Origin of the sequence: Streptomyces sp. NPDC013157, assembly GCF_042899865.1 — a bacterium.
Taxonomy (GTDB): Bacteria; Actinomycetota; Actinomycetes; order Streptomycetales; family Streptomycetaceae; genus Streptomyces.
On sequence record NZ_JBIBAK010000011.1, the window covers coordinates 179,679 to 200,528 of the forward strand.

The 20,850-nt window shown below is 69.1% G+C and carries 19 protein-coding genes; 15 read left to right on the forward strand and 4 right to left on the reverse strand.

Features of this window, described 5'->3' with window-relative positions:
• Positions 1-6 precede the first annotated feature (6 nt).
• Together ACFY6U_RS30180 and ACFY6U_RS30185 are read right to left on the reverse strand one after the other, a co-directional pair.
• Complete coding sequence (locus tag ACFY6U_RS30180) at positions 7-318, reverse strand: PASTA domain-containing protein (protein ID WP_351487521.1); 312 nt, start codon at positions 316-318, stop codon at positions 7-9.
• 110 nt (positions 319-428) lie between these two features.
• The gene (locus ACFY6U_RS30185) at positions 429-965 is read right to left on the reverse strand and encodes a GNAT family N-acetyltransferase (RefSeq protein ID WP_390043254.1); all 537 of its coding nucleotides are present in this window, start codon (positions 963-965) and stop codon (positions 429-431) included.
• A 48-nt stretch (positions 966-1,013) separates the two neighbouring features.
• On the opposite strand from ACFY6U_RS30185, the gene ACFY6U_RS30190 reads away from it, so the two are divergent.
• Positions 1,014-2,348, forward strand: a complete 1,335-nt coding sequence (locus ACFY6U_RS30190) for a geranylgeranyl reductase family protein (protein WP_390043256.1) — start codon at positions 1,014-1,016, stop codon at positions 2,346-2,348.
• Between the two features lie 6 nt (positions 2,349-2,354).
• Here the strand turns inward: ACFY6U_RS30190 and def are convergent, their stop codons facing one another.
• Together def and ACFY6U_RS30200 are read right to left on the reverse strand one after the other, a co-directional pair.
• The gene (def, locus tag ACFY6U_RS30195; RefSeq protein WP_390043258.1) at positions 2,355-2,981 is read right to left on the reverse strand and encodes a peptide deformylase; all 627 of its coding nucleotides are present in this window, start codon (positions 2,979-2,981) and stop codon (positions 2,355-2,357) included.
• Between the two features lie 230 nt (positions 2,982-3,211).
• Positions 3,212-4,018 (reverse strand): C40 family peptidase, encoded by an 807-nt coding sequence (locus tag ACFY6U_RS30200; RefSeq protein ID WP_390043260.1) that lies wholly within the window; start codon positions 4,016-4,018, stop codon positions 3,212-3,214.
• 815 nt (positions 4,019-4,833) lie between these two features.
• On the opposite strand from ACFY6U_RS30200, the gene ACFY6U_RS30205 reads away from it, so the two are divergent.
• The 14 genes from ACFY6U_RS30205 to nuoN are packed head-to-tail and all read left to right on the forward strand — an operon-like array spanning position 4,834 to position 20,772.
• On the forward strand, positions 4,834-5,193 hold the full coding sequence (locus ACFY6U_RS30205) for an NADH-quinone oxidoreductase subunit A (RefSeq protein WP_007383963.1): 360 nt from the start codon (positions 4,834-4,836) through the stop codon (positions 5,191-5,193).
• 13 nt (positions 5,194-5,206) lie between these two features.
• Positions 5,207-5,761, forward strand: coding sequence for an NADH-quinone oxidoreductase subunit B family protein (locus ACFY6U_RS30210; RefSeq protein WP_152885510.1), 555 nt, complete (start codon positions 5,207-5,209; stop codon positions 5,759-5,761).
• Complete coding sequence (locus ACFY6U_RS30215; protein WP_390043262.1) at positions 5,758-6,501, forward strand: NADH-quinone oxidoreductase subunit C; 744 nt, start codon at positions 5,758-5,760, stop codon at positions 6,499-6,501. The genes ACFY6U_RS30210 and ACFY6U_RS30215 overlap by 4 nt, the downstream gene beginning before the upstream one ends.
• Positions 6,498-7,820, forward strand: a complete 1,323-nt coding sequence (locus ACFY6U_RS30220) for an NADH-quinone oxidoreductase subunit D (protein ID WP_390043264.1) — start codon at positions 6,498-6,500, stop codon at positions 7,818-7,820. Before ACFY6U_RS30215 ends, ACFY6U_RS30220 begins: the two co-directional genes overlap by 4 nt.
• Positions 7,817-8,695 carry an NADH-quinone oxidoreductase subunit NuoE gene (gene nuoE / locus ACFY6U_RS30225; protein WP_390043266.1) on the forward strand — a complete coding sequence of 293 codons (879 nt, stop codon included), beginning with the start codon at positions 7,817-7,819 and terminating at the stop codon, positions 8,693-8,695. Before ACFY6U_RS30220 ends, nuoE begins: the two co-directional genes overlap by 4 nt.
• Positions 8,695-10,041 (forward strand): NADH-quinone oxidoreductase subunit NuoF, encoded by a 1,347-nt coding sequence (nuoF, locus tag ACFY6U_RS30230; protein WP_390043268.1) that lies wholly within the window; start codon positions 8,695-8,697, stop codon positions 10,039-10,041. Before nuoE ends, nuoF begins: the two co-directional genes overlap by 1 nt.
• Entirely contained in the window at positions 10,038-12,542 is a 2,505-nt protein-coding gene (locus ACFY6U_RS30235; RefSeq protein ID WP_390043269.1) for an NADH-quinone oxidoreductase subunit G, read from the forward strand. Before nuoF ends, ACFY6U_RS30235 begins: the two co-directional genes overlap by 4 nt.
• On the forward strand, positions 12,539-13,903 hold the full coding sequence (gene nuoH, locus ACFY6U_RS30240; RefSeq protein WP_390043271.1) for an NADH-quinone oxidoreductase subunit NuoH: 1,365 nt from the start codon (positions 12,539-12,541) through the stop codon (positions 13,901-13,903). Before ACFY6U_RS30235 ends, nuoH begins: the two co-directional genes overlap by 4 nt.
• Positions 13,896-14,504 (forward strand): NADH-quinone oxidoreductase subunit NuoI, encoded by a 609-nt coding sequence (gene nuoI, locus ACFY6U_RS30245; protein ID WP_390043273.1) that lies wholly within the window; start codon positions 13,896-13,898, stop codon positions 14,502-14,504. The genes nuoH and nuoI overlap by 8 nt, the downstream gene beginning before the upstream one ends.
• Complete coding sequence (locus ACFY6U_RS30250) at positions 14,501-15,343, forward strand: NADH-quinone oxidoreductase subunit J (protein WP_390043275.1); 843 nt, start codon at positions 14,501-14,503, stop codon at positions 15,341-15,343. Before nuoI ends, ACFY6U_RS30250 begins: the two co-directional genes overlap by 4 nt.
• The gene (gene nuoK, locus ACFY6U_RS30255) at positions 15,340-15,639 is read left to right on the forward strand and encodes an NADH-quinone oxidoreductase subunit NuoK (RefSeq protein ID WP_046726439.1); all 300 of its coding nucleotides are present in this window, start codon (positions 15,340-15,342) and stop codon (positions 15,637-15,639) included. The genes ACFY6U_RS30250 and nuoK overlap by 4 nt, the downstream gene beginning before the upstream one ends.
• 14 nt (positions 15,640-15,653) lie before the next feature.
• On the forward strand, positions 15,654-17,549 hold the full coding sequence (gene nuoL / locus ACFY6U_RS30260; protein ID WP_390043278.1) for an NADH-quinone oxidoreductase subunit L: 1,896 nt from the start codon (positions 15,654-15,656) through the stop codon (positions 17,547-17,549).
• A gap of 5 nt (positions 17,550-17,554) precedes the next feature.
• Positions 17,555-19,126 (forward strand): NADH-quinone oxidoreductase subunit M, encoded by a 1,572-nt coding sequence (locus ACFY6U_RS30265; RefSeq protein WP_390043280.1) that lies wholly within the window; start codon positions 17,555-17,557, stop codon positions 19,124-19,126.
• Positions 19,123-20,772, forward strand: coding sequence for an NADH-quinone oxidoreductase subunit NuoN (gene nuoN, locus ACFY6U_RS30270; RefSeq protein ID WP_390043282.1), 1,650 nt, complete (start codon positions 19,123-19,125; stop codon positions 20,770-20,772). The genes ACFY6U_RS30265 and nuoN overlap by 4 nt, the downstream gene beginning before the upstream one ends.
• Positions 20,773-20,850: the final 78 nt, after the last annotated feature.

Here is a 20,850-nt window from a genome sequence, read left to right on the forward strand (position 1 = left end):
GGGGACTCACAGGCTGCTCACCTCGAAGGTGGTGTCCCCGGGCTGGTCCAGCTCCCGTTGCAGCCCGCCCCTGGGCGGCCGTGGGATGCGGGGCTCGCGCACGCCCCCACCGCCCTCGCCCTCACCGAAGTCGAACCACACGTACACCATCGAGTCCCGCGGCACCTCGGCACCGGGCTGCGGGAACTGGCGCACGACGTAGTCGACGACCGTGAGATGGAATTCCGGCCGGTCCGGCGCGTTGAGGAACAGGCCCCGCGACCGGGCGGTCTCGCGCGCGTCCACGGCCATCAGTCCGACCAGCCGCGGCACGCGCACTTCGGGTGTTTTGGGTGTTATATGCACAGATGTCACCCCCAGCGGTACTGGAAGGGTAACCCCCGGCATATGGCGGCCGGAAGCTCCAAGTGTCTTTCTGTAACAGATCGTTACTCTGTGTAATCGCGGGCGGTGTTGTCCCGCAGGTCGAGCCGGAAGCAGAGCGCCTCCTCCGCGAAGCGCGGGTGCGGGAACGTCTCCGCCAGTTCCATCCCGAGGCGCCGGGTCACCGCGAGGGAGCGCTCGTTGCCCGGCCGCACCATCGCCACCACCTTCGGCACGCCGGCCGCCCGCAGCCGCTCCAGCGTCACGCGCGCCGCCACGGTCGCGTACCCCTGGCCCCAGTGGTCTCGTCCGAGCCGCCAGCCGATCTCGATCTCCCCCCTGGGGCCCCACTCCTGCGGCCACGGCTGGGCGCCGGTGAAGCCGATGACCTGCCCGGCCTCGTCGGTCATCGTCCACAGGCAGAAGCCGAGCTCGGCGTCGTGCCGGCGCTGGCGGGCGGTGAGCTCCTCGTAGACGGACAGCTCGGCGGACCGGCCGCCGTGGAACTCCATGACCTCCGGGTCGTCGAAGACCCGGTGCCAGGCGAACGCGTCCTCGTGCGTGGGTACACGCAGCCGTACCGCGGGGAGAGCTCGGTTCACAGGGGCAGCCCTTCAGCAGGGTGATCAGTACTGCTGAATAGACTGCCCATGTCCAGTGCCGGTCGGCACGCAGATTTCGAGCCTTGGGGAGACCCCGCCGTGACCGAGCCCCTCTCCGAAAACACCGCCGATGTCATCGTCGTCGGCGCGGGGCCAGCCGGCTCCACGACGGCCTACCACCTCGCCAAGTCCGGCCTCGACGTGCTCCTGCTGGAGAAGACCGAGTTCCCGCGCGAGAAGGTGTGCGGAGACGGACTCACCCCGCGCGCGGTGAAACAGCTGGTCGCCATGGGTATCGACATCTCCGAGGAGGCCGGCTGGCTGCGCAACAAGGGGCTGCGCATCATCGGCGGCGGCACCCGCCTCCAGCTGGACTGGCCGGATCTCGCCTCCTTCCCCGACTACGGCCTGGTCCGCAAGCGCGACGACTTCGACGAACAGCTCGCCCGCCAGGCGCAGAAGGCAGGGGCGCGGTTGTACGAGCGGTGCAACGTCGGCGCCCCGATCGTCGACGACCGCACCGGCCGGATCACCGGCGTGCACGCCAAGCTCGGCGAGGAGAAGCGCGAAGTCACCTTCCACGCCCCGCTCGTCGTGGCCGCCGACGGCAACTCCACCCGGCTCTCCCTCGCGATGGGCCTGCACCGCCGCGAGGACCGCCCGATGGGCGTGGCCGTCCGGACCTACTTCACCTCCCCCCGTCACGAGGACGACTACCTGGAGTCCTGGCTGGAACTCTGGGACCGCCGCGGCCCCCAGGACCGCCTCCTTCCCGGCTACGGCTGGATCTTCGGCATGGGCGACGGCACCTCCAACGTGGGTCTCGGCGTCCTGAACACCTCCGACTCCTTCAAGGAACTGGACTGGCGCGAGGTCCTCAAGGCCTGGTGTGCCTCCATGCCCGAGGACTGGGGTTACACCCCCGAGAACATGACCGGCCCGATTCGCGGCGCCGCTCTCCCCATGGCCTTCAACCGCCAGCCCCACTACACCCGCGGTCTGCTCCTCGTCGGCGACGCCGGCGGTCTGGTGAATCCCTTCAACGGCGAGGGCATCGCCTACGCGATGGAGTCCGGCCAGATCGCCGCCGACGTCATCGTCCAGGCCCACGCGCGGGCCACGCCCGGCGGGCGCGAGCTGGCCCTGCAGCGCTACCCGCGCGTCCTCAAGGACACCTACGGCGGCTACTACACGCTGGGCCGCGCCTTCGTGAAGCTCATCGGCAACCCGAAGGTCATGCAGATCGCCGCCCAGCGCGGCCTGACCCATCCGCTGCTGATGAAGTTCACCCTGAAGCTCCTGGCGAACCTCACCGACCCGACCGGCGGCGACGCGATGGACCGCATCATCAACGGCCTGAGCAAGGTGGCCCCGAAGGCCTGACCACTCCTAGGAACCGATCGCCTCGATGTTGGCGGCCCGGCGGGCGTACACGTCCTCCCGCCGGTCCGCCACCTGCCGCAGCGCTTCCTTCCGCTCCCGCTTGGAGAGCCGGTCGAGATACACGCGCCCGTTCACATGGTCGGTCTCGTGCGCCAGGCAGCGGGCGAAGTACCCGGTTCCCTCGATGGTGAGCGGATTGCCGTCCTTGTCCAGTCCGTGCACGACCGCCCGTTCCGGTCGTGGTACGTCCATCACTGCGCCCGGTACCGACAGGCACCCCTCGCTGTCGTCGAGCAGCCGCCGCCCGGCCCGGTCGGGTGCCTCCAGGACGGGGTTGACGATGTGCCCGACATGTCGGACACCGCCGTCGTCGGGGCAGTCGTAAACGAACAGCCGCAGGTCGACCCCGACTTGGTTCGCCGCGAGGCCGGCTCCCTCGGCGATGTACATGGTGAGGAACATGTCGTCGATGAGTGCGGCGAGGTCGGGACCGAACTCGGTGACGTCCCGGCACGGCTTGTGCAGGACGTCCTCGCCGGTCTCGGTGATCCGGCGCACCGAACCGCGCCGGGCCTCGGGGGCGTGCCGGGGGTAGTAGTCCATGGGGTTTCCCTGGACGAAGACGCGTGGCATCGCGGTGTCTCCTTCTCGGATCTCGGGGCCGCCGCTCCGTGCGAGCGGCCTGCACCGAGCATCCCAGGAACCACCGGATCACGGGCGGACCTGTGGAAAACCCTCGCGGTGGCCTGCGGCCTGTGGAAAACCGGGAGAAGGCCGGGCACGCCGGAAGGGCCGCTGCCCCCGAGCGGCTGCGGCCCTACCGTGCTTGCGTGATGCCTGAGTTGTCCTGGTTGCCCGGGTTGTCAGAGCACCCGCACCGCGCCGGTCGGCGGGTCGTACGACAGCGGGTGCTCACCGACGCCGCTGGAGGGGTTCTGCGCGCCCACGAACATGCCGTCGCCCACGTACACCGCCACGTGGTAGGCACTGCCGGCGCTGCCCCAGTAGAGGATGTCGCCGGGCTGGAGGTTGCTCAGCGAGACCTGGGTGCCCTGCGTCGACTGGTCCTGGGAGACGCGCGGCAGGCTGACGCCGACCGACTTGAAGGCGGCCTGGACGAGACCCGAGCAGTCCCACGAGTTGGGGCCCGTGCCGCCGGAGACGTAGGCGTCGCCGATCTGCGCCTTCACGAAGGCGACCACCGCGGCGGCCGAACCGGTCGCCGTGGACGCGCTCGTGGAGGTGCTGGAGCTCGTGGAGGCGCTGAGGGTGGTCCGCTCGGCGCTGCGTGAGGCGGCGCGTTCCGCGGCGGCCTTACGGGCCTCCTCGGCCTTCTTCTTCTTGGCCTCGGCCTTCTGCTTCGCCTCGGCGAGGTCCGCCTTGGCCTGCTTCGCGGCATTTGCGGCGGCCGCGTCGCGCTCGGCCTGGAGGGTGTAGTTCGCCGCGGCCTGCTGCGTGGCGTCGGCGGACTGGGCCACCTGGGTGGCCAGATCGGCCGTCAGGGTGGGCAGTTCGAGCGTCTGCGTCACGGGTTCGGCGGCACTCGCCGAGGCCGCGCCCGCCGCTGCCATGCCGAGGACGCCACTGGCAACTCCGGCGCGCACGGCGATGCTTGTCGTCGCGCTGCGGCGGGGCTTCCGGTGGCTGCGTATGTGAGCGGTGTGGGACATGGGAACAACCGGTATCAGGGGCTCCTTCATATCTACAAGAAACGTGTGCTGCGCCACAGTTGCTCAATCGAGACCGTGAATCCCTCGGGTGACTTTCTTTATTGACGCCGTAACGGACATTGCGGACGCCTGTGATCAAGCCCGTGATCACGCTCTTTCGCTGGTACGTCCGGATTGCCCCCCGCTTACCATCGGTTTGGATGGTTGGCCAAGCCCCGCTCTCAGGCGCCTCTCATGGATGTGGCGGAGGTCACGGAACGGTTACCTGGAGGGGTGCGTCTCGCGCGGGATCGAGCCGGGACCGGAGCGGCGTCGGGCCGGCGTCGGGCCGGGGCCGGATTCCGGGTCGCGGTCCGCCCCGGGTTCGTGAACGCGTGCACGCGTCCACACCGCACCCCGCGCCTCCCTCTGATGTGTGAATGCGGCCCTCTATCAAGACGCTCCGTCCATCGCGAATTTGCATGCAGGGGAACTCTCTTGATATTGAGACGCTCACCCGATACCCCCTCCCGCCAGCACCGACGGTCGAAAATGTCACGTCTGGTGATCAGCTGAACGCTTCGGGTGTGAAGATCACCGCTCATCCGACTTCATGATCGATCGTCAGGTGGTGGAGATCACAAAGCTTGTGTAATACCCCGTGTCGCAGATCACAGAGCGGCGGGCATAAGATGCGAGGCAGTTGGGCTTGTGACCTGCTTCACATGTTCGCGATCTTCGCCCGGGACGCGCGGGGTTCGCGTGACGGACGAGGCAGGTGGGGAGCCCGATCCGAACCGCCACCAGTCAGTGCCGACTGAGAGGAGCGAGGAGCGGTGAACGCCTATGCGCCCATCCTCGTACTGGGAGCCCTCGGGGCAGGCTTTGCGATCTTCTCCGTGGTCATGGCCACGCTGATCGGTCCGAAGCGGTACAACCGCGCCAAGCTCGAAGCCTACGAGTGCGGAATCGAGCCGACCCCCACGCCGGCCGGCGGCGGGCGTTTCCCGATCAAGTACTACCTGACGGCGATGCTCTTCATCGTCTTCGACATCGAGATCGTCTTCCTCTACCCCTGGGCCGTCACCTTCGACGCCCTGGGTGTTTTCGGGCTCGTGGAGATGCTGCTCTTCGTGCTCACCGTCTTCGTCGCCTACGCGTACGTGTGGCGGCGCGGCGGCCTGGAATGGGACTGAGGGGCTTTACGTCATGGGACTCGAAGAAAAGCTGCCGAGCGGATTCCTGCTGACCACCGTCGAGCAGGCCGCGGGCTGGGTGCGCAAGGCGTCCGTCTTCCCCGCCACCTTCGGCCTCGCCTGCTGCGCCATCGAGATGATGACCACCGGCGCCGGCCGCTACGACCTGGCCCGCTTCGGCATGGAGGTCTTCCGCGGCTCACCCCGCCAGGCCGACCTCATGATCGTCGCCGGCCGGGTCAGCCAGAAGATGGCGCCGGTGCTCAGGCAGGTCTACGACCAGATGCCCAACCCCAAGTGGGTGATCTCCATGGGCGTCTGCGCGTCCTCGGGCGGCATGTTCAACAACTACGCCATCGTCCAGGGCGTCGACCACATCGTCCCCGTCGACATCTACCTGCCCGGCTGCCCGCCGCGCCCCGAGATGCTGATGGACGCGATCCTCAAGCTCCACCAGAAGATCCAGACCTCCAAGCTCGGCGTCAACGCGAGGGAAGCGGCCCGGGAGGCGGAGGAGGCGGCGCTCAAGGCCCTGCCCACGATCGAGATGAAGGGGCTGCTGCGGTGAGCGACGCGAACGGCCACAACGGGGTCAACCCCGAGAAGGACCTCGCCGCCGACAACCTCCCCGGCCGCCGCGGCCAGGGCGGTGAGGAGATCCGCGTCCAGCGCGGCATGTTCGGCGCGAACAACGGCGGCGACACCTCCGGCTACGGCGGCCTGGTCCGCTCGGTCCGGCTCCCGGGACCGGCCACCCGCCCCTACGGCGGCTGGTTCGACGAGGTCGCCGACGAGCTGGAGGGCGCCCTGGAGGAGCAGGGACTGCTCCCGGACAACGCCATCGAGAAGACGGTCGTCGACCGCGGCGAGCTCACCTTCCACATCGAACGCGAGCACCTGCCCCGCGTCGCCCGCACCCTGCGCGACGACCCCGCCCTGCGCTTCGAACTGTGCACCGGCGTCAGCGGCGTCCACTACCTCCACGACAAGGGCCGCGAGCTGCACGCCGTCTACCACCTGCGCTCGATCACCCACAACCGGCTGATCCGCCTGGAGGTCAGCGCCCCGGACGCCGACCCGCACATCCCGTCCCTGGTCTCCGTCTATCCGACCAACGACTGGCACGAGCGCGAGACCTACGACTTCTTCGGGATCGTCTTCGACGGTCACCCGGCCCTGACGCGGATCATGATGCCGGACGACTGGCAGGGCCATCCGCAGCGCAAGGACTACCCCCTCGGCGGCATCCCCGTCGAGTACAAGGGCGCCCAGATCCCGGCTCCGGACCAGCGGAGGTCGTACTCATGAGCACGCAGCACGCAACTCCGCGGGAGACCACCGAGGGCACCGTATACACGGTCACCGGCGGCGACTGGGACGAGGTCGTCCAGTCCGCGGCCCGCGCCGACGACGAACGCATCGTCGTCAACATGGGTCCCCAGCATCCGTCCACCCATGGAGTGCTCCGCCTCATCCTGGAGATCGACGGCGAGACGGTCACCGAGGCCCGCTGCGGCATCGGCTACCTCCACACCGGCATCGAGAAGAACCTCGAGTTCCGCACGTGGACGCAGGGCACCACGTTCGTGACGCGCATGGACTACCTGACGTCCTTCTTCAACGAGACCGCCTACTGTCTCGCCGTCGAGAAACTCCTCGGCATCGAGGACCAGATCAGCGAGCGCGCCGACATCATCAGGGTCCTCCTGATGGAGCTGAACCGGCTCTCCTCCCATCTGGTGTGCATCGCCACCGGTGGCATGGAGCTCGGCGCCACCACGATCATGATCTACGGATTCCGTGATCGTGAAATGATTCTCGATCTCTACGAGCTCATCACCGGCCTGCGGATGAACCACGCGTACATCCGCCCCGGCGGCCTCGCCCAGGACCTGCCGCCCGGTGCGGTCGACCAGATCCGCGAGTTCGTGAAGAAGATGAGGAAGAACCTCCCGGAGTACGACAAGCTCGCCACCGGGAACCCCATCTTCAAGGCCCGCATGCAGGACATCGGCTACCTCGACCTGGCCGGCTGCATGGCCCTCGGCGCCACCGGCCCGATCCTGCGCGCCGCCGGCCTGCCGCACGACCTGCGCAAGGCACAGCCCTACTGCGGCTACGAGACGTACGACTTCGAGATCCCGACCGCCGACACCTGCGACGCCTACGGCCGCTTCCTGGTCCGCCTGGAGGAGATGCGCCAGTCGCTCGGGATCGTCGAGCAGTGCCTGGACCGGCTCCAGCCCGGACCGGTCATGGTCGCCGACAAGAAGATCGCCTGGCCCGCCCAGCTCGCCCTCGGGCCGGACGGACTCGGCAACTCCCTCGACCACATCAAGAAGATCATGGGCACCTCCATGGAGGCCCTGATCCACCACTTCAAGCTGGTCACCGAGGGCTTCCGGGTCCCGCCCGGGCAGGCTTACGCGGCCGTCGAGTCACCCAAGGGCGAACTCGGCGTGCACGCCGTGTCCGACGGCGGCACCCGCCCCTACCGGGTCCACTTCCGCGACCCGTCCTTCACCAACCTGCAGGCCATGGCGGCGATGTGCGAGGGCGGCCAGGTCGCCGACGTCATCGTCGCGGTGGCGTCCATCGACCCCGTGATGGGAGGCGTCGACCGGTGACCACCTCTTCTTCGGAGCGCGGTGTCAGCCTGGGCATGCCCGAGCTGCCCGCACCCGCGTACCCGGACGACGTCCGGGCCCGCCTGGAGGCGGACGCGCGCGACATCGTCGCCCGCTACCCCGACTCCCGGTCCGCCCTGCTGCCGCTGCTGCACCTCGTGCAGGCGGAGGAAGGGCACGTCACGCGGACCGGGATGCAGTTCTGCGCGGACGTCCTGGAACTGACCACGGCCGAGGTCACCGCCGTCGCCACCTTCTACACCATGTACCGGCGCAAGCCCTCTGGCGACTACCAGGTGGGCGTCTGCACCAACACGCTGTGCGCGGTGATGGGCGGCGACGCGATCTTCGAGACCCTCCAGGAGCACCTGGGCGTCGGCAACGGCGGGACCACCGGCGACGGCAAGGTCACCCTGGAGCACATCGAGTGCAACGCGGCCTGCGACTTCGCGCCCGTCGTGATGGTCAACTGGGAGTTCTTCGACAACCAGACCCCGGCCAGCGCCAAGCGCCTGGTCGACGACCTGCGCGCGGGCCGGGACGTCGAGCCCACGCGCGGCGCCCGGCTGTGCACCTTCAAGGAGACCGCGCGGATCCTCGCCGGCTTCCCCGACGAGCGGCCCGGGGCCGTGGAGGAGAGCGGTAGCGCGGGACCCGCGTCGCTGGTGGGCCTGCGCCTGGCACGGGGCGAGGCCGCACCCGCGCGCGTGGTCCATCCGCGGGGAGGTCCGCAGGAGGAGACGCAGGGACGGCAGGACCGGCCGGTGCACGAGCCGTCGCCTGCCGAGCACCTCAGTTCCCATGACGCACCGCAGGAGACCTCGGCCTCCGATCCGTCGCACCCGGCAGGGCCTGCCGCTGAGGAGGGGGAGTGATGACGGTGGTACCCGACCTCAAGGACACCAGCCCCGAGAAGCTGCTGGCACCCGTGCTGTCGGCCTTCTGGGACGAGGACCGGTCCTGGACGCTCGACGTCTACCGGCGGCACGAGGGATACGAGGGGCTCCGCAAGGCGCTCGCCATGTCACCGGACGACCTGATCGCCTATGTCAAGGAGTCCGGACTGCGCGGCCGCGGCGGCGCGGGATTCCCCACCGGGATGAAGTGGCAGTTCATTCCGCAGGGAGACGGCAAACCGCACTATCTAGTTGTCAACGCTGACGAATCCGAGCCCGGGACCTGCAAGGACATCCCGCTCCTCTTCGCCAACCCGCACAGCCTCATCGAGGGCATCGTGATCGCGTGCTACGCCATCCGGTCGTCGCATGCCTTCATCTACCTGCGTGGTGAAGTCGTCCCCGTCCTGCGTCGGTTGCACGAGGCCGTACGTGAGGCCTACGCGGCCGGCTACCTCGGCGAGAACATCCTCGGCAGCGGACTCGACCTGCAACTCACCGTGCACGCCGGCGCCGGCGCGTACATCTGCGGTGAGGAGACCGCACTGCTCGACTCGCTCGAAGGCCGCCGTGGTCAACCGCGGCTCCGTCCTCCCTTCCCGGCTGTCGAAGGGCTCTATGCCTGCCCGACTGTTGTGAACAACGTCGAGTCCATCGCCTCGGTTCCCGCCATCCTGCACAAGGGCAAGGAATGGTTCAGGTCGATGGGGAGCGAGAAGTCGCCCGGCTTCACGCTCTACTCCCTCAGCGGCCACGTCGCGAGCCCCGGCCAGTACGAGGCACCGCTCGGCATCACCCTGCGCCAGCTCCTCGACATGAGCGGCGGGATGCGCCCCGGCCACCGACTGAAGTTCTGGACCCCGGGCGGCTCCTCGACCCCCATGTTCACCGACGAGCACCTCGACGTCCCGCTCGACTACGAGGGCGTCGGCGCCGCGGGTTCCATGCTCGGCACCAAAGCACTCCAGTGCTTCGACGAGACCACCTGCGTCGTCCGCGCCGTCACCCGCTGGACCGAGTTCTACGCCCACGAGTCCTGCGGCAAGTGCACCCCCTGCCGCGAAGGCACCTACTGGCTCGTGCAGTTGCTGCGCGACATCGAGGACGGCAAGGGCGTGATGTCCGACCTCGACAAGCTGAACGACATCGCCGACAACATCAACGGCAAGTCCTTCTGCGCCCTCGGCGACGGCGCAGCGTCCCCGATCTTCTCCTCGCTCAAGTACTTCCGCGAGGAGTACGAACAGCACATCACGGGCCGGGGCTGCCCCTTCGACCCGGCCAAGTCGACGGCCTGGGCGGACCGCCCGGAGGTGAACGCATGACCGTGACCACGAGTTCCCCCTCCTCGGGGGGAACGGCGGCGGTCCCGCCGGAGGACCTCGTCACGCTGACGATCGACGGCATCGAGATCAGCGTGCCCAAGGGCACCCTGGTCATCCGCGCCGCCGAACAGCTCGGCATCGAGATCCCGCGCTTCTGCGACCACCCCCTGCTCGACCCGGCCGGCGCCTGCCGCCAGTGCATCGTCGAGGTCGAGGGCCAGCGCAAGCCCATGGCCTCCTGCACGATCACCTGTACGGACGGGATGGTGGTGAAGACTCACCTCACCTCGCCCGTCGCCGAGAAGGCCCAGCACGGCGTGATGGAGCTGCTGCTCATCAACCACCCGCTGGACTGCCCGGTCTGCGACAAGGGCGGCGAGTGCCCGCTGCAGAACCAGGCGATGTCGCACGGCAACGCCGAGTCCCGCTTCGACGGCCGCAAACGCACCTACGAGAAGCCCGTCCCGATCTCCACCCAGGTGCTCCTCGACCGCGAGCGGTGCGTGCTGTGCGCCCGCTGCACCCGGTTCTCCAACCAGGTCGCCGGCGACCCGATGATCGAACTCCTGGAGCGCGGCGCGCTGCAGCAGGTCGGCACCGGCGAGGGCGATCCGTTCGAGTCGTACTTCTCCGGGAACACCATCCAGATCTGCCCGGTCGGCGCGCTGACCTCGGCGGCGTATCGCTTCCGCTCCCGGCCCTTCGACCTCATCTCCTCGCCGTCGGTGTGCGAGCACTGCTCGGGCGGCTGCGCCACCCGCACCGACCACCGGCGCGGCAAGGTCATGCGACGGCTCGCCGCCAACGACCCCGAGGTCAACGAGGAGTGGATCTGCGACAAGGGACGCTTCGCGTTCCGGTACACGCAGCAGAAGGACCGCCTGGAGACCCCGCTCGTCCGCAACGCACAGGGCGTCCTAGAACCCGCCTCCTGGCCGGAGGCCCTCGAAGCCGCCGCCCAGGGCCTGGCCGCCGCCCGCTCCCGGGCCGGCGTCCTCACCGGCGGCCGGCTCACGGTCGAGGACGCCTACGCGTACAGCAAGTTCGCGCGCGTGGCCCTCGACACCAACGACATCGACTTCCGCGCGCGCGTGCACAGCAGCGAGGAGGCCGACTTCCTGGCCGCGCGGGTGGCGGGCCGCGGTCGCGACCTGGACGGTACGGGCGTCACCTACACCTCCGTGGAGAAGGCGCCCGCCGTCCTCCTGGTCGGGTTCGAGTCGGAGGAGGAGGCGCCCGGCGTCTTCCTGCGGCTGCGCAAGGCCTGGCGCAAGCACAAGCAGCAGGTGTTCTCCCTCGCCACGTACGCCACGCGCGGGCTGCAGAAGACCGGCGGCACGCTGCTGCCGGCCGCGCCCGGCACCGAGACCGAGTGGCTGGACGCCCTCGCGAGCGGCGTCGGCCTGGAGGAGTCCGGTGCCCGGGCCGCCGAGGCACTGCGCACCGACGGCGCGGTGATCGTCGTAGGGGAGCGGCTGGCGTCGGTCGCCGGCGGCCTCACCGCCGCCGTACGGGCCGCCACCGCCACCGGAGCCCAGCTGGTGTGGATCCCCCGCCGGGCCGGTGAGCGCGGCGCGATCGAGGCCGGTGCGCTGCCGTCGCTGCTGCCAGGCGGCCGTCCGGCCACCGACCCACGCGCGCGTGAGGAGGTCGCCGCCGCCTGGGGCGTCTCCGAACTCCCGCTCCGCTACGGCCGCGACACCGGCCAGATCGTCGAGGCCGCCGCCCGCGGCGAACTCTCCGCCCTGCTGGTCGCCGGCGTCGAGGTCGCCGACCTGCCCGACCCGGCACGCGCGCGTGCGGCACTCGAAGCCGTCGGCTTCCTGGTCTCGCTGGAGCTGCGGCCCAGCGAGGTCACCGAGCACGCCGACGTCGTCCTGCCGGTCGCCGCGGTCGCCGAGAAGGCCGGCACCTTCCTCAACTGGGAAGGGAGGGCGCGTCTCTTCGAGGCCGCCCTCAAGCCCGAGCAGATGACCCGGCGGCTCCCGCCCACCGACGCGCGCGTGCTGCAGATGCTTGCCGACGCCATGGACGTCCACCTCGGTCTGCCCGACCTGCGCACCGCGCGGGCGGAACTGGACCGGCTCGGCGCCTGGGACGGACCCAAGGCCTCCGGACCGCTGGAGACGGCGGCATCACTGCCCAGGCCCGCCGCCGGGGAGGCCGTGCTCGCCGGGCACCGGCTCCTCCTCGACCAGGGCGTCCTCCAGGACGGCGACGACGCACTGGCAGGCACCCGGCACGCCGCCCACGCGCGCCTGTCCGCGGCGACTGCCGCCGAGGCGGGCGTCGAGAACGGCGGCCTCCTCGCCGTCACCGCAGGCTCCGGCACCGTCGAACTCCCGCTCAGGATCACCGAGATGCCCGACCGCGTGGTCTGGCTCCCGCTGAACTCGGCCGGCGGCGGCGTTGCCTCCGACACCGGGGCGCTGCCCGGCTCCCTCGTCCGTATCGGCCCGGCGGCCACCGCCGGTGAGGCACCCAAGGAGGTGGAGGCATGAGCCCGTACCTCGCCGCAGAAGACCTCTCCATGTTCGGCCGCGACCCCTGGTGGCTGGTCGTCATCAAGGCGGTCTTCTGCTTCGCCTTCCTGATGGTGACCGTGCTGATCTCCATCGTCATGGAGCGCAAGGTCGTCGCCTGGATGCAGCTGCGCATCGGCCCCAACCGGCACGGCCCCTGGGGCATGCTCCAGTCGCTCGCCGACGGCATCAAGCTGATGCTCAAGGAAGACGTCGTCGTCAAACGCGCCGACAAGGTCGTCTACGTCCTCGCGCCGATCGTCGCGGCCATCCCGGCGTTCATGGCCATCGCGGTCATCCCGTTCGGCCCGGCCGACAACGAGATCTCCATCTTCGGCCACCGCACCACGATGCAGCTCACCGACCTGCCGATCGCGATGCTCTACATCCTCGCGGTCGCCTCCGTCGGCATCTACGGCATCGTCCTCGCCGGCTGGAGCTCCGGCTCCACCTACCCGCTCCTCGGCGGCCTGCGCTCCTGCGCCCAGATGATCTCCTACGAGATCGCCATGGGCGCCGCGTTCGCCTCCGTGTTCCTGTACTCCGGGTCGATGTCGACGTCCACGATCGTCGACCAGCAGCAGGGCCGCTGGTACATCCTGCTGCTGCCGGTCTCGTTCATCCTCTACGTCGTCACCATGATCGGCGAGACCAACCGCGCCCCCTTCGACATGCCCGAGTCCGAGGGCGACCTGGTCGGCGGCTTCAACACCGAGTACTCGTCGATCAAGTTCGCGATGTTCATGCTCGCCGAGTACGTCAACATGGTGACGGTCTCGGCCGTGTCGACCACCCTGTTCCTCGGCGGCTGGCGGGCCCCCTGGCCGATCAGCACCGTCTGGGCGGGCGCCAACCACGGCTGGTGGCCGATGCTCTGGTTCGTCGCCAAGGTCGTCCTGCTGCTGTTCGGCTTCGTCTGGGTACGCGGCACCCTCCCGCGCGTGCGCTACGACCAGCTGATGAAGCTCGGCTGGAAGGTCCTCATCCCGGTCTCCGTCGTCTGGCTGATGCTCGTCGCGACGGTGCGGACCCTGCGCAACCAGAACTACGACTTCGCCGACATCGCCCTCTACGTCGGCGGCGGAGTCCTCGCCCTGTTCCTGCTGTCCTTCGTCGTCGACATCTTCCGCGACAAGGGCAAGGAGGCCGCACAGCCCGCCGCCGAACCGGTCGCGTTCGACCCGATGGCAGGCGGCTTCCCCGTACCGCCGCTGCCCGGACAGGAACTGCCGCCGGTGCCCCGGCGCACCCCGCGCCGGGAGCGGGAGCTGATTGTCAGTGGCGGACCGGACACTGTCAGTGACGGACCTACGGATGGAAAGGAGGCGTCCGATGGCTGAGGAGCCCAAGGAGACCAAGCCCGGTTTCCAGAACCCCGTCGCCGGCTTCGGCGTGACCTTCAAGGCCATGTTCAAGAAGCGGCTGACCGAGCAGTACCCGGAACAGGCGAAGACCACGGCCCCGCGGTTCCACGGACGGCACCAGCTCAACCGCCATCCGGACGGCCTGGAGAAGTGCGTCGGCTGCGAGCTGTGCGCCTGGGCCTGCCCCGCCGACGCCATCTACGTGGAAGGCGCCGACAACACCGACGAGGAACGCTACTCGCCCGGCGAGCGCTACGGCCGCGTCTACCAGATCAACTACGCCCGCTGCATCCTGTGCGGCCTGTGCATCGAGGCGTGCCCCACGCGCGCGCTCACGATGACCAACGAGTTCGAACTGGCCGACAGCAGCCGCGCCAACCTCATCTACACCAAGGAACAGCTCCTCGCCGGCCTCGAGGACGGCATGGTCGACTCGCCCCACGCGATCTTCCCCGGGACCGACGAACAGGACTACTACCGGGGCCTGGTCACCGAGGCCGCGCCCGGCACCGTACGCCAGGTGGCCGTCTCCAAGGGTGAGAAGCCCGGGGAGCAGGACCAGGAGGTGGACGCATGAGCCCGCAGCTCGCCGCCTACGCCACCTCCACCGGCGAGGCCTTCCAGTTCTGGGTCCTCGGCACCGTCGCCGTGATCGGCGCCCTGTCCACCGTCTTCATGAAGCGGGCCGTGCACAGCGCGCTGTCGCTCGCCGGAACCATGATCGTCCTGGCGGTGTTCTACCTCGCCAACGGCGCGTACTTCCTCGGCATCGTCCAGATCGTCGTCTACACCGGCGCGATCATGATGCTTTTCCTCTTCGTGGTGATGCTGGTCGGCGTGACCGCCGCCGACTCCCTGAAGGAGACCATCAAGGGTCAGCGCTGGCTGGCCCTTCTGTGCGGGGTCGGCTTCGGCGTCCTGCTCCTCGCGGGCATCGCCAACGCCTCCCTGAAGGACTTCGCGGGCACCGGCCAGGCCAACGCCAACGGCAACGTGGAGGGCCTCGCCGCCCTCATCTTCACCAAGTACGTGTTCGCCTTCGAAATCACCGGCGCCCTGCTCATCACCGCCGCCATCGGCGCCATGGTGCTCACCCACCGCGAGCGCACCGAGCGCGCCAAGACCCAGCGCGAGCAGTCCGAGCAGCGCGTCCGCGACGGCAAGCACCTGCCGCCGCTGCCCGCCCCCGGCGTCTACGCCCGGCACAACGCCGTCGACATCGCCGGCCTGCTCCCCGACGGCACCCCGTCCGAGCTCACCGTCAGCAAGACACTCCGCGACCGCGGCCAGATCCGTGACGTGTCCGCCGAGGCGCTCGGCGACCTGCGAGCCCTGGAACAGCGCTCCGAGGAACGGCTGGAGCGGACCCCGGTCGAGCCCGCGCACTTCAAGCGCAGCGAGGAGGCGTCGAAGTGAACCCCGTCTACTACCTCTACCTCGCCGCCCTGTTGTTCACGATCGGCGCCACCGGTGTGCTGATCAGACGGAACGCGATCGTCGTCTTCATGTGCATCGAGCTCATGCTGAACGCCTGCAACCTCGCGTTCGTCGTCTTCTCCCGGATGCACGGCAATCTCGACGGCCAGATCATCGCCTTCTTCACGATGGTCGTCGCCGCCGCGGAGGTCGTGGTCGGGCTCGCGATCATCGTGTCGCTGTTCCGTACCCGCCACTCGGCCTCGGTCGACGACGCCAGCCTGATGAAGCTGTAAGGGGTCGCTGAATCGTGGAGAACCTGATTGCGCTGCTCATCGCGGCGCCTCTGCTCGGAGCGGCCGTCCTGCTCGTCGGCGGCCGACGCCTGGACGCCGTAGGACACTGGGTCGGCACGATCCTGTCGACGACGTCCTTCGTGTTCGGCGTCATCCTCTTCGCCGACCTGCTCGGCAAGAACCCCGAGCACCGCACCCTGATGCAGCACCTGTACACCTGGGTGCCGGTGGAGGGCTTCCAGGCGGACGTCACCTTCCGCCTCGACCAGCTGTCGATGACGTTCGTCCTGCTGATCACCGGCGTCGGCTCGCTCATCCACCTGTACTCCGTCGGGTACATGGAGCACGACGAGCGCCGCCGCCGCTTCTTCGGCTACCTCAACCTGTTCCTCGCGGCGATGCTGCTGCTCGTCCTCGCCGACAACTACCTGCTGCTGTACGTCGGCTGGGAGGGCGTCGGCCTCGCCTCCTACCTGCTGATCGGCTTCTGGCAGCACAAGCCCAGCGCGGCGACCGCGGCCAAGAAGGCCTTCATCGTCAACCGCGTCGGCGACATGGGCCTGTCGATCGCGATCATGCTGATGTTCACGACGTTCGGCACGTTCGCCTTCGGCCCGGTCCTCAGCCACGCCACCGACGCCTCCGAGGGCAGGCTCACCGCGATCGGCCTGATGCTGCTGCTCGCCGCCTGCGGCAAGTCCGCCCAGGTACCGCTGCAGTCCTGGCTCGGGGACGCCATGGAAGGCCCGACCCCGGTCTCCGCCCTCATCCACGCGGCGACCATGGTGACCGCGGGCGTCTACCTCATCGTCCGCTCCGGAGCCATCTTCAACGCGGCCCCCGACGCCCAGCTGGTCGTCACCGTCGTCGGCGCCGTCACCCTCCTCTTCGGTGCGATCGTCGGTTGCGCCAAGGACGACATCAAGAAGGCCCTCGCCGGCTCGACCATGTCGCAGATCGGCTACATGGTCCTCGCCGCCGGCCTCGGCCCCATCGGCTACGTCTTCGCGATCATGCACCTGGTGACGCACGGCTTCTTCAAGGCCGGTCTCTTCCTCGGCGCCGGCTCCGTCATGCACGGCATGAACGACGAGGTCGACATGCGCAAGTACGGCGGCCTCCGCACATACATGCCCGTCACCTTCATCACCTTCGGCCTCGGCTACCTCGCCATCATCGGCTTCCCCGGCCTGTCCGGCTTCTTCTCCAAGGACAAGATCATCGAAGCGGCGTTCGCCAAGGGCGGCACCGAGGGCTGGATCCTCGGCACCTGCGCCCTGGTCGGCGCGGCCATCACCGCCTTCTACATGACGCGCGTGATGCTGATGACGTTCTTCGGCGAGAAGCGCTGGCAGCCCGACGAGCACGGCCACGAGCCGCACCCGCACGAGTCCCCGAAGGTCATGACCATCCCGATGATCGTCCTGGCGGTCGGCTCGGTCCTCGCCGGCGGCTTCTTCAGCATCGGCGACCGCTTCCTGCACTGGCTGGAGCCGATCACCGGCCACAGCGAGGGCGACTCCCCGATCAGCGCGGGCGTCGTCACCGGCGCCACCATGGTCTGCCTGATCATCGGTGTCGGCATCGCCTACCTCCAGTACGGCCGCCGCGCCGTCCCCGCCGTCGCCCCGCGCGGCTCGCTGCTCACCCGCGCGGCCCGCCGCGACCTCCTCCAGGACGACTTCAACCACGTCGTCCTGGTCCGCGGCGGCGAACACCTCACCCGCTCCCTTGTATATGTCGACCACACCCTGGTTGACGGCGTCGTCAACGGCACGGCGGCGGGCTTCGGCGGGCTCTCCGGCCGACTGCGCAAGCTCCAGAACGGCTACGCGCGCTCGTACGCGGTCTCGATGTTCGGCGGCGCTGCCCTCCTGGTCGCCGCGACCCTGCTGATGAGGGCGGTCTGATACCGATGTCCTTTCCTCTGCTGACAGCGACGGCGGTCCTCCCGGCCGTCGGGGCGGTCGCCACGGCCGCCGTACCGGCCGCCCGGCGCACCGCCGCAAAATGGCTCGCGCTGCTGGTCTCGCTCGCCACGCTCGTCCTGGCGATCATCGTCATGGTCCGCTTCGACCCTGGCGGCGCCCGCTACCAGCTCACCGAGTCCCACGCCTGGATCAGTGACTTCGGCGTCCGCTACGAACTGGGCGTCGACGGCATCGCGGTCGCCCTGCTCGCCCTGACCGCCCTGCTGATGCCGTTCATCATCCTGGCCGGCTGGCACGACGCCGACCCGCTGGAGACCGGCAGCAAGCGGTGGCGGCCCACCCAGGGCTTCTTCGCCCTGATCCTGGCCGTCGAGGCGATGGTGATCATCTCCTTCGAGGCCACCGACGTCTTCCTCTTCTACATCTTCTTCGAAGCCATGCTCATCCCGATGTACTTCCTCATCGGCGGCTTCGGGGACCACGCCCACGCACAGGGCGAGGAGGCCGCGTCGACGCAACGGTCGTACGCGGCCGTGAAGTTCCTCCTCTACAACCTGGTCGGCGGCCTGATCATGCTGGCCGCGGTGATCGGCCTCTACACGGTCTCCGGGAACTTCTCCCTCGCCGAGATCGCGCAGGCCCGCGCCAACGGCACGCTGCACATGGCCACCAGCACCGAACGCTGGCTGTTCCTCGGCTTCTTCTTCGCCTTCGCGGTGAAGGCGCCGCTGTGGCCGCTGCACACCTGGCTGCCCAACGCCATGCAGGAGTCCACCGCCCCCGTCGCCGTCCTCATCACCGCGGTCGTCGACAAGGTCGGCACGTTCGCGATGCTCCGCTTCTGCCTCCAGCTCTTCCCGGAGGCGTCGAAGTGGGCGACACCCACCATCCTCGTCCTCGCCCTGATCAGCATCATCTACGGCGCACTCCTCGCCGTCGGGCAGCGCGACATCAAGCGGCTGGTCGCCTACGCGTCCATCTCCCACTTCGGGTTCATCATCCTGGGTATCTTCGCGATGACCAGCCAGGGCCAGTCCGGCGCCACCCTCTACATGGTCAACCACGGCATCTCCACCGCCGCCCTGATGCTGGTCGCCGGCTTCCTGATCTCCCGGCGCGGCTCCCGGCTCATCGCCGACTACGGCGGTGTGCAGAAGGTCGCCCCGGTCCTCGCCGGCACCTTCCTGATCGGCGGCCTGGCCACCCTGTCCCTGCCCGGCCTTGCGCCCTTCGTCAGCGAATTCCTGGTCCTGGTCGGCACGTTCACCCGCTACCCGGCCATCGGGATCATCGCCACCTTCGGCATCGTCCTCGCCGCGCTCTACACCCTCGTCCTCTACCAGCGGACGATGACGGGGCCGGTGAAACCGGCGGTCTCCGCGATGCCCGACCTGAAGGCACGCGAACTCGTCGTGGTCGCCCCGCTGATCGTCCTGCTGATCTTCCTGGGCGTCTATCCGAAGCCCGTCACGGACATCGTCAACCCGGCGGTCAAACAGACCATGTCGGACGTACACAAGACCGACCCCAAGCCCGCAGTGGAGGCGGCCAAGTGAGCGCAGCAGCCGTCCACAGCCTGTGGACAACCGCAGCCGAGCCGATCTCGAAGATCCCGGCCCCGAAGATCGAATACGGGCAGCTGTCGCCCACCCTGATCGTCGTCGGCGCGGCGATCGTCGGGGTACTGGTCGAAGCGTTCGTACCGCGCAAGTCCCGCTACTACGCCCAGGTGTTCGTCTCCGCCGTGGCCCTGTGCGCCGCCTTCGCGGCGGTCGTCGCCCTGGCCGCCGACGGATACGGCACCACCAAGGCGCACATCGCCGCCATGGGCGCCATCGCCGTCGACGGACCGTCCCTGTTCCTCCAGGGCACGATCCTGCTGGCCGGCCTCGTCGGCCTGTTCACCTTCGCCGAACGCCGCCTCGACCCCGAGGCCCACGGAAACCGCGTCGACTCCTTCGCCGCCCAGGCCGCCTCCGTGCCCGGCAGCGACAGCGAACAGGCCGCGGTGAAGGCCGGCTTCACCACCACCGAGGTCTTCCCGCTCCTGCTCTTCGCCATCGCCGGCATGCTGGTCTTCCCCTCCGCCAACGACCTGCTGACGCTCTTCGTGGCACTGGAGGTCTTCTCCCTCCCGCTCTACCTGCTGTGCGCCCTGGCCCGCCGCAAGCGCCTCATGTCACAGGAAGCCGCCGTCAAGTACTTCCTGCTCGGCGCCTTCGCCTCCGCGTTCACCCTGTTCGGCATCGCCATGCTCTACGGCTACGCCGGCTCGGTGTCGTACGCCACCATCGCCCAGGTCGTCGACGGCACCGTCACCAACGTCGACCCGGCCCTCGCCAACACCACGGGCAACGACGCGCTCCTCCTCATCGGCGCCGCCATGGTCGTCATGGGCCTGCTCTTCAAGGTCGGCGCCGTCCCCTTCCACATGTGGACCCCCGACGTCTACCAGGGCGCGCCCACCCCGGTGACCGGCTTCATGGCCGCCGCCACCAAGGTCGCCGCCTTCGGCGCACTGCTGCGCCTCCTGTACGTCGTCCTGCCCGGCATGCGCTGGGACTGGCGGCCGGTCATGTGGGGCGTCGCGATCATCACCATGCTGGGCGGCGCGATCGTCGCGATCACCCAGACCGACATCAAGCGGCTCCTCGCCTACTCGTCGATCGCACACGCCGGATTCATCCTCGCCGGTGTCATCGCGACCTCGAAGGACGGCGTGTCGTCCGTCCTCTTCTACCTGGCCGCCTACTCCTTCGTGACCATCGGAGCGTTCGCCGTGGTCACCCTGGTGCGCGACGCGGGCGGCGAGGCCACCCACCTGTCCAAGTGGGCAGGCCTCGGCCGCCGCTCACCGCTCGTGGCAGCCGTCTTCGCCGTCTTCCTGCTGGCCTTCGCGGGCATCCCGCTGACCTCCGGCTTCGCCGGAAAGTTCGCCGTCTTCAAGGCGGCGGCCGAGGGCGGGGCGGTCCCGCTCGTCGTGATCGGTGTGATCTCGTCCGCGATCGCCGCGTTCTTCTACATCCGCGTGATCGTCCTGATGTTCTTCAGCGAGCCGAGGCCCGAGGGGCCCACGGTCGCCGTGCCCTCCCCGCTCACCATGGCGGCGATCGGCCTGGGCGTCGCCGTCACCCTGGTACTCGGCGTGGCACCGCAGTACTTCCTGAACCTCGCCAGCCAGGCGGGAGTGTTCGTGCGCTGAAGCCTTCCGTGCGCCCCTGGGCCCCGGTTCCCCGCACAGGAACCGGGGCCCACGCGCGCGTACGCGGCACACCGCCAC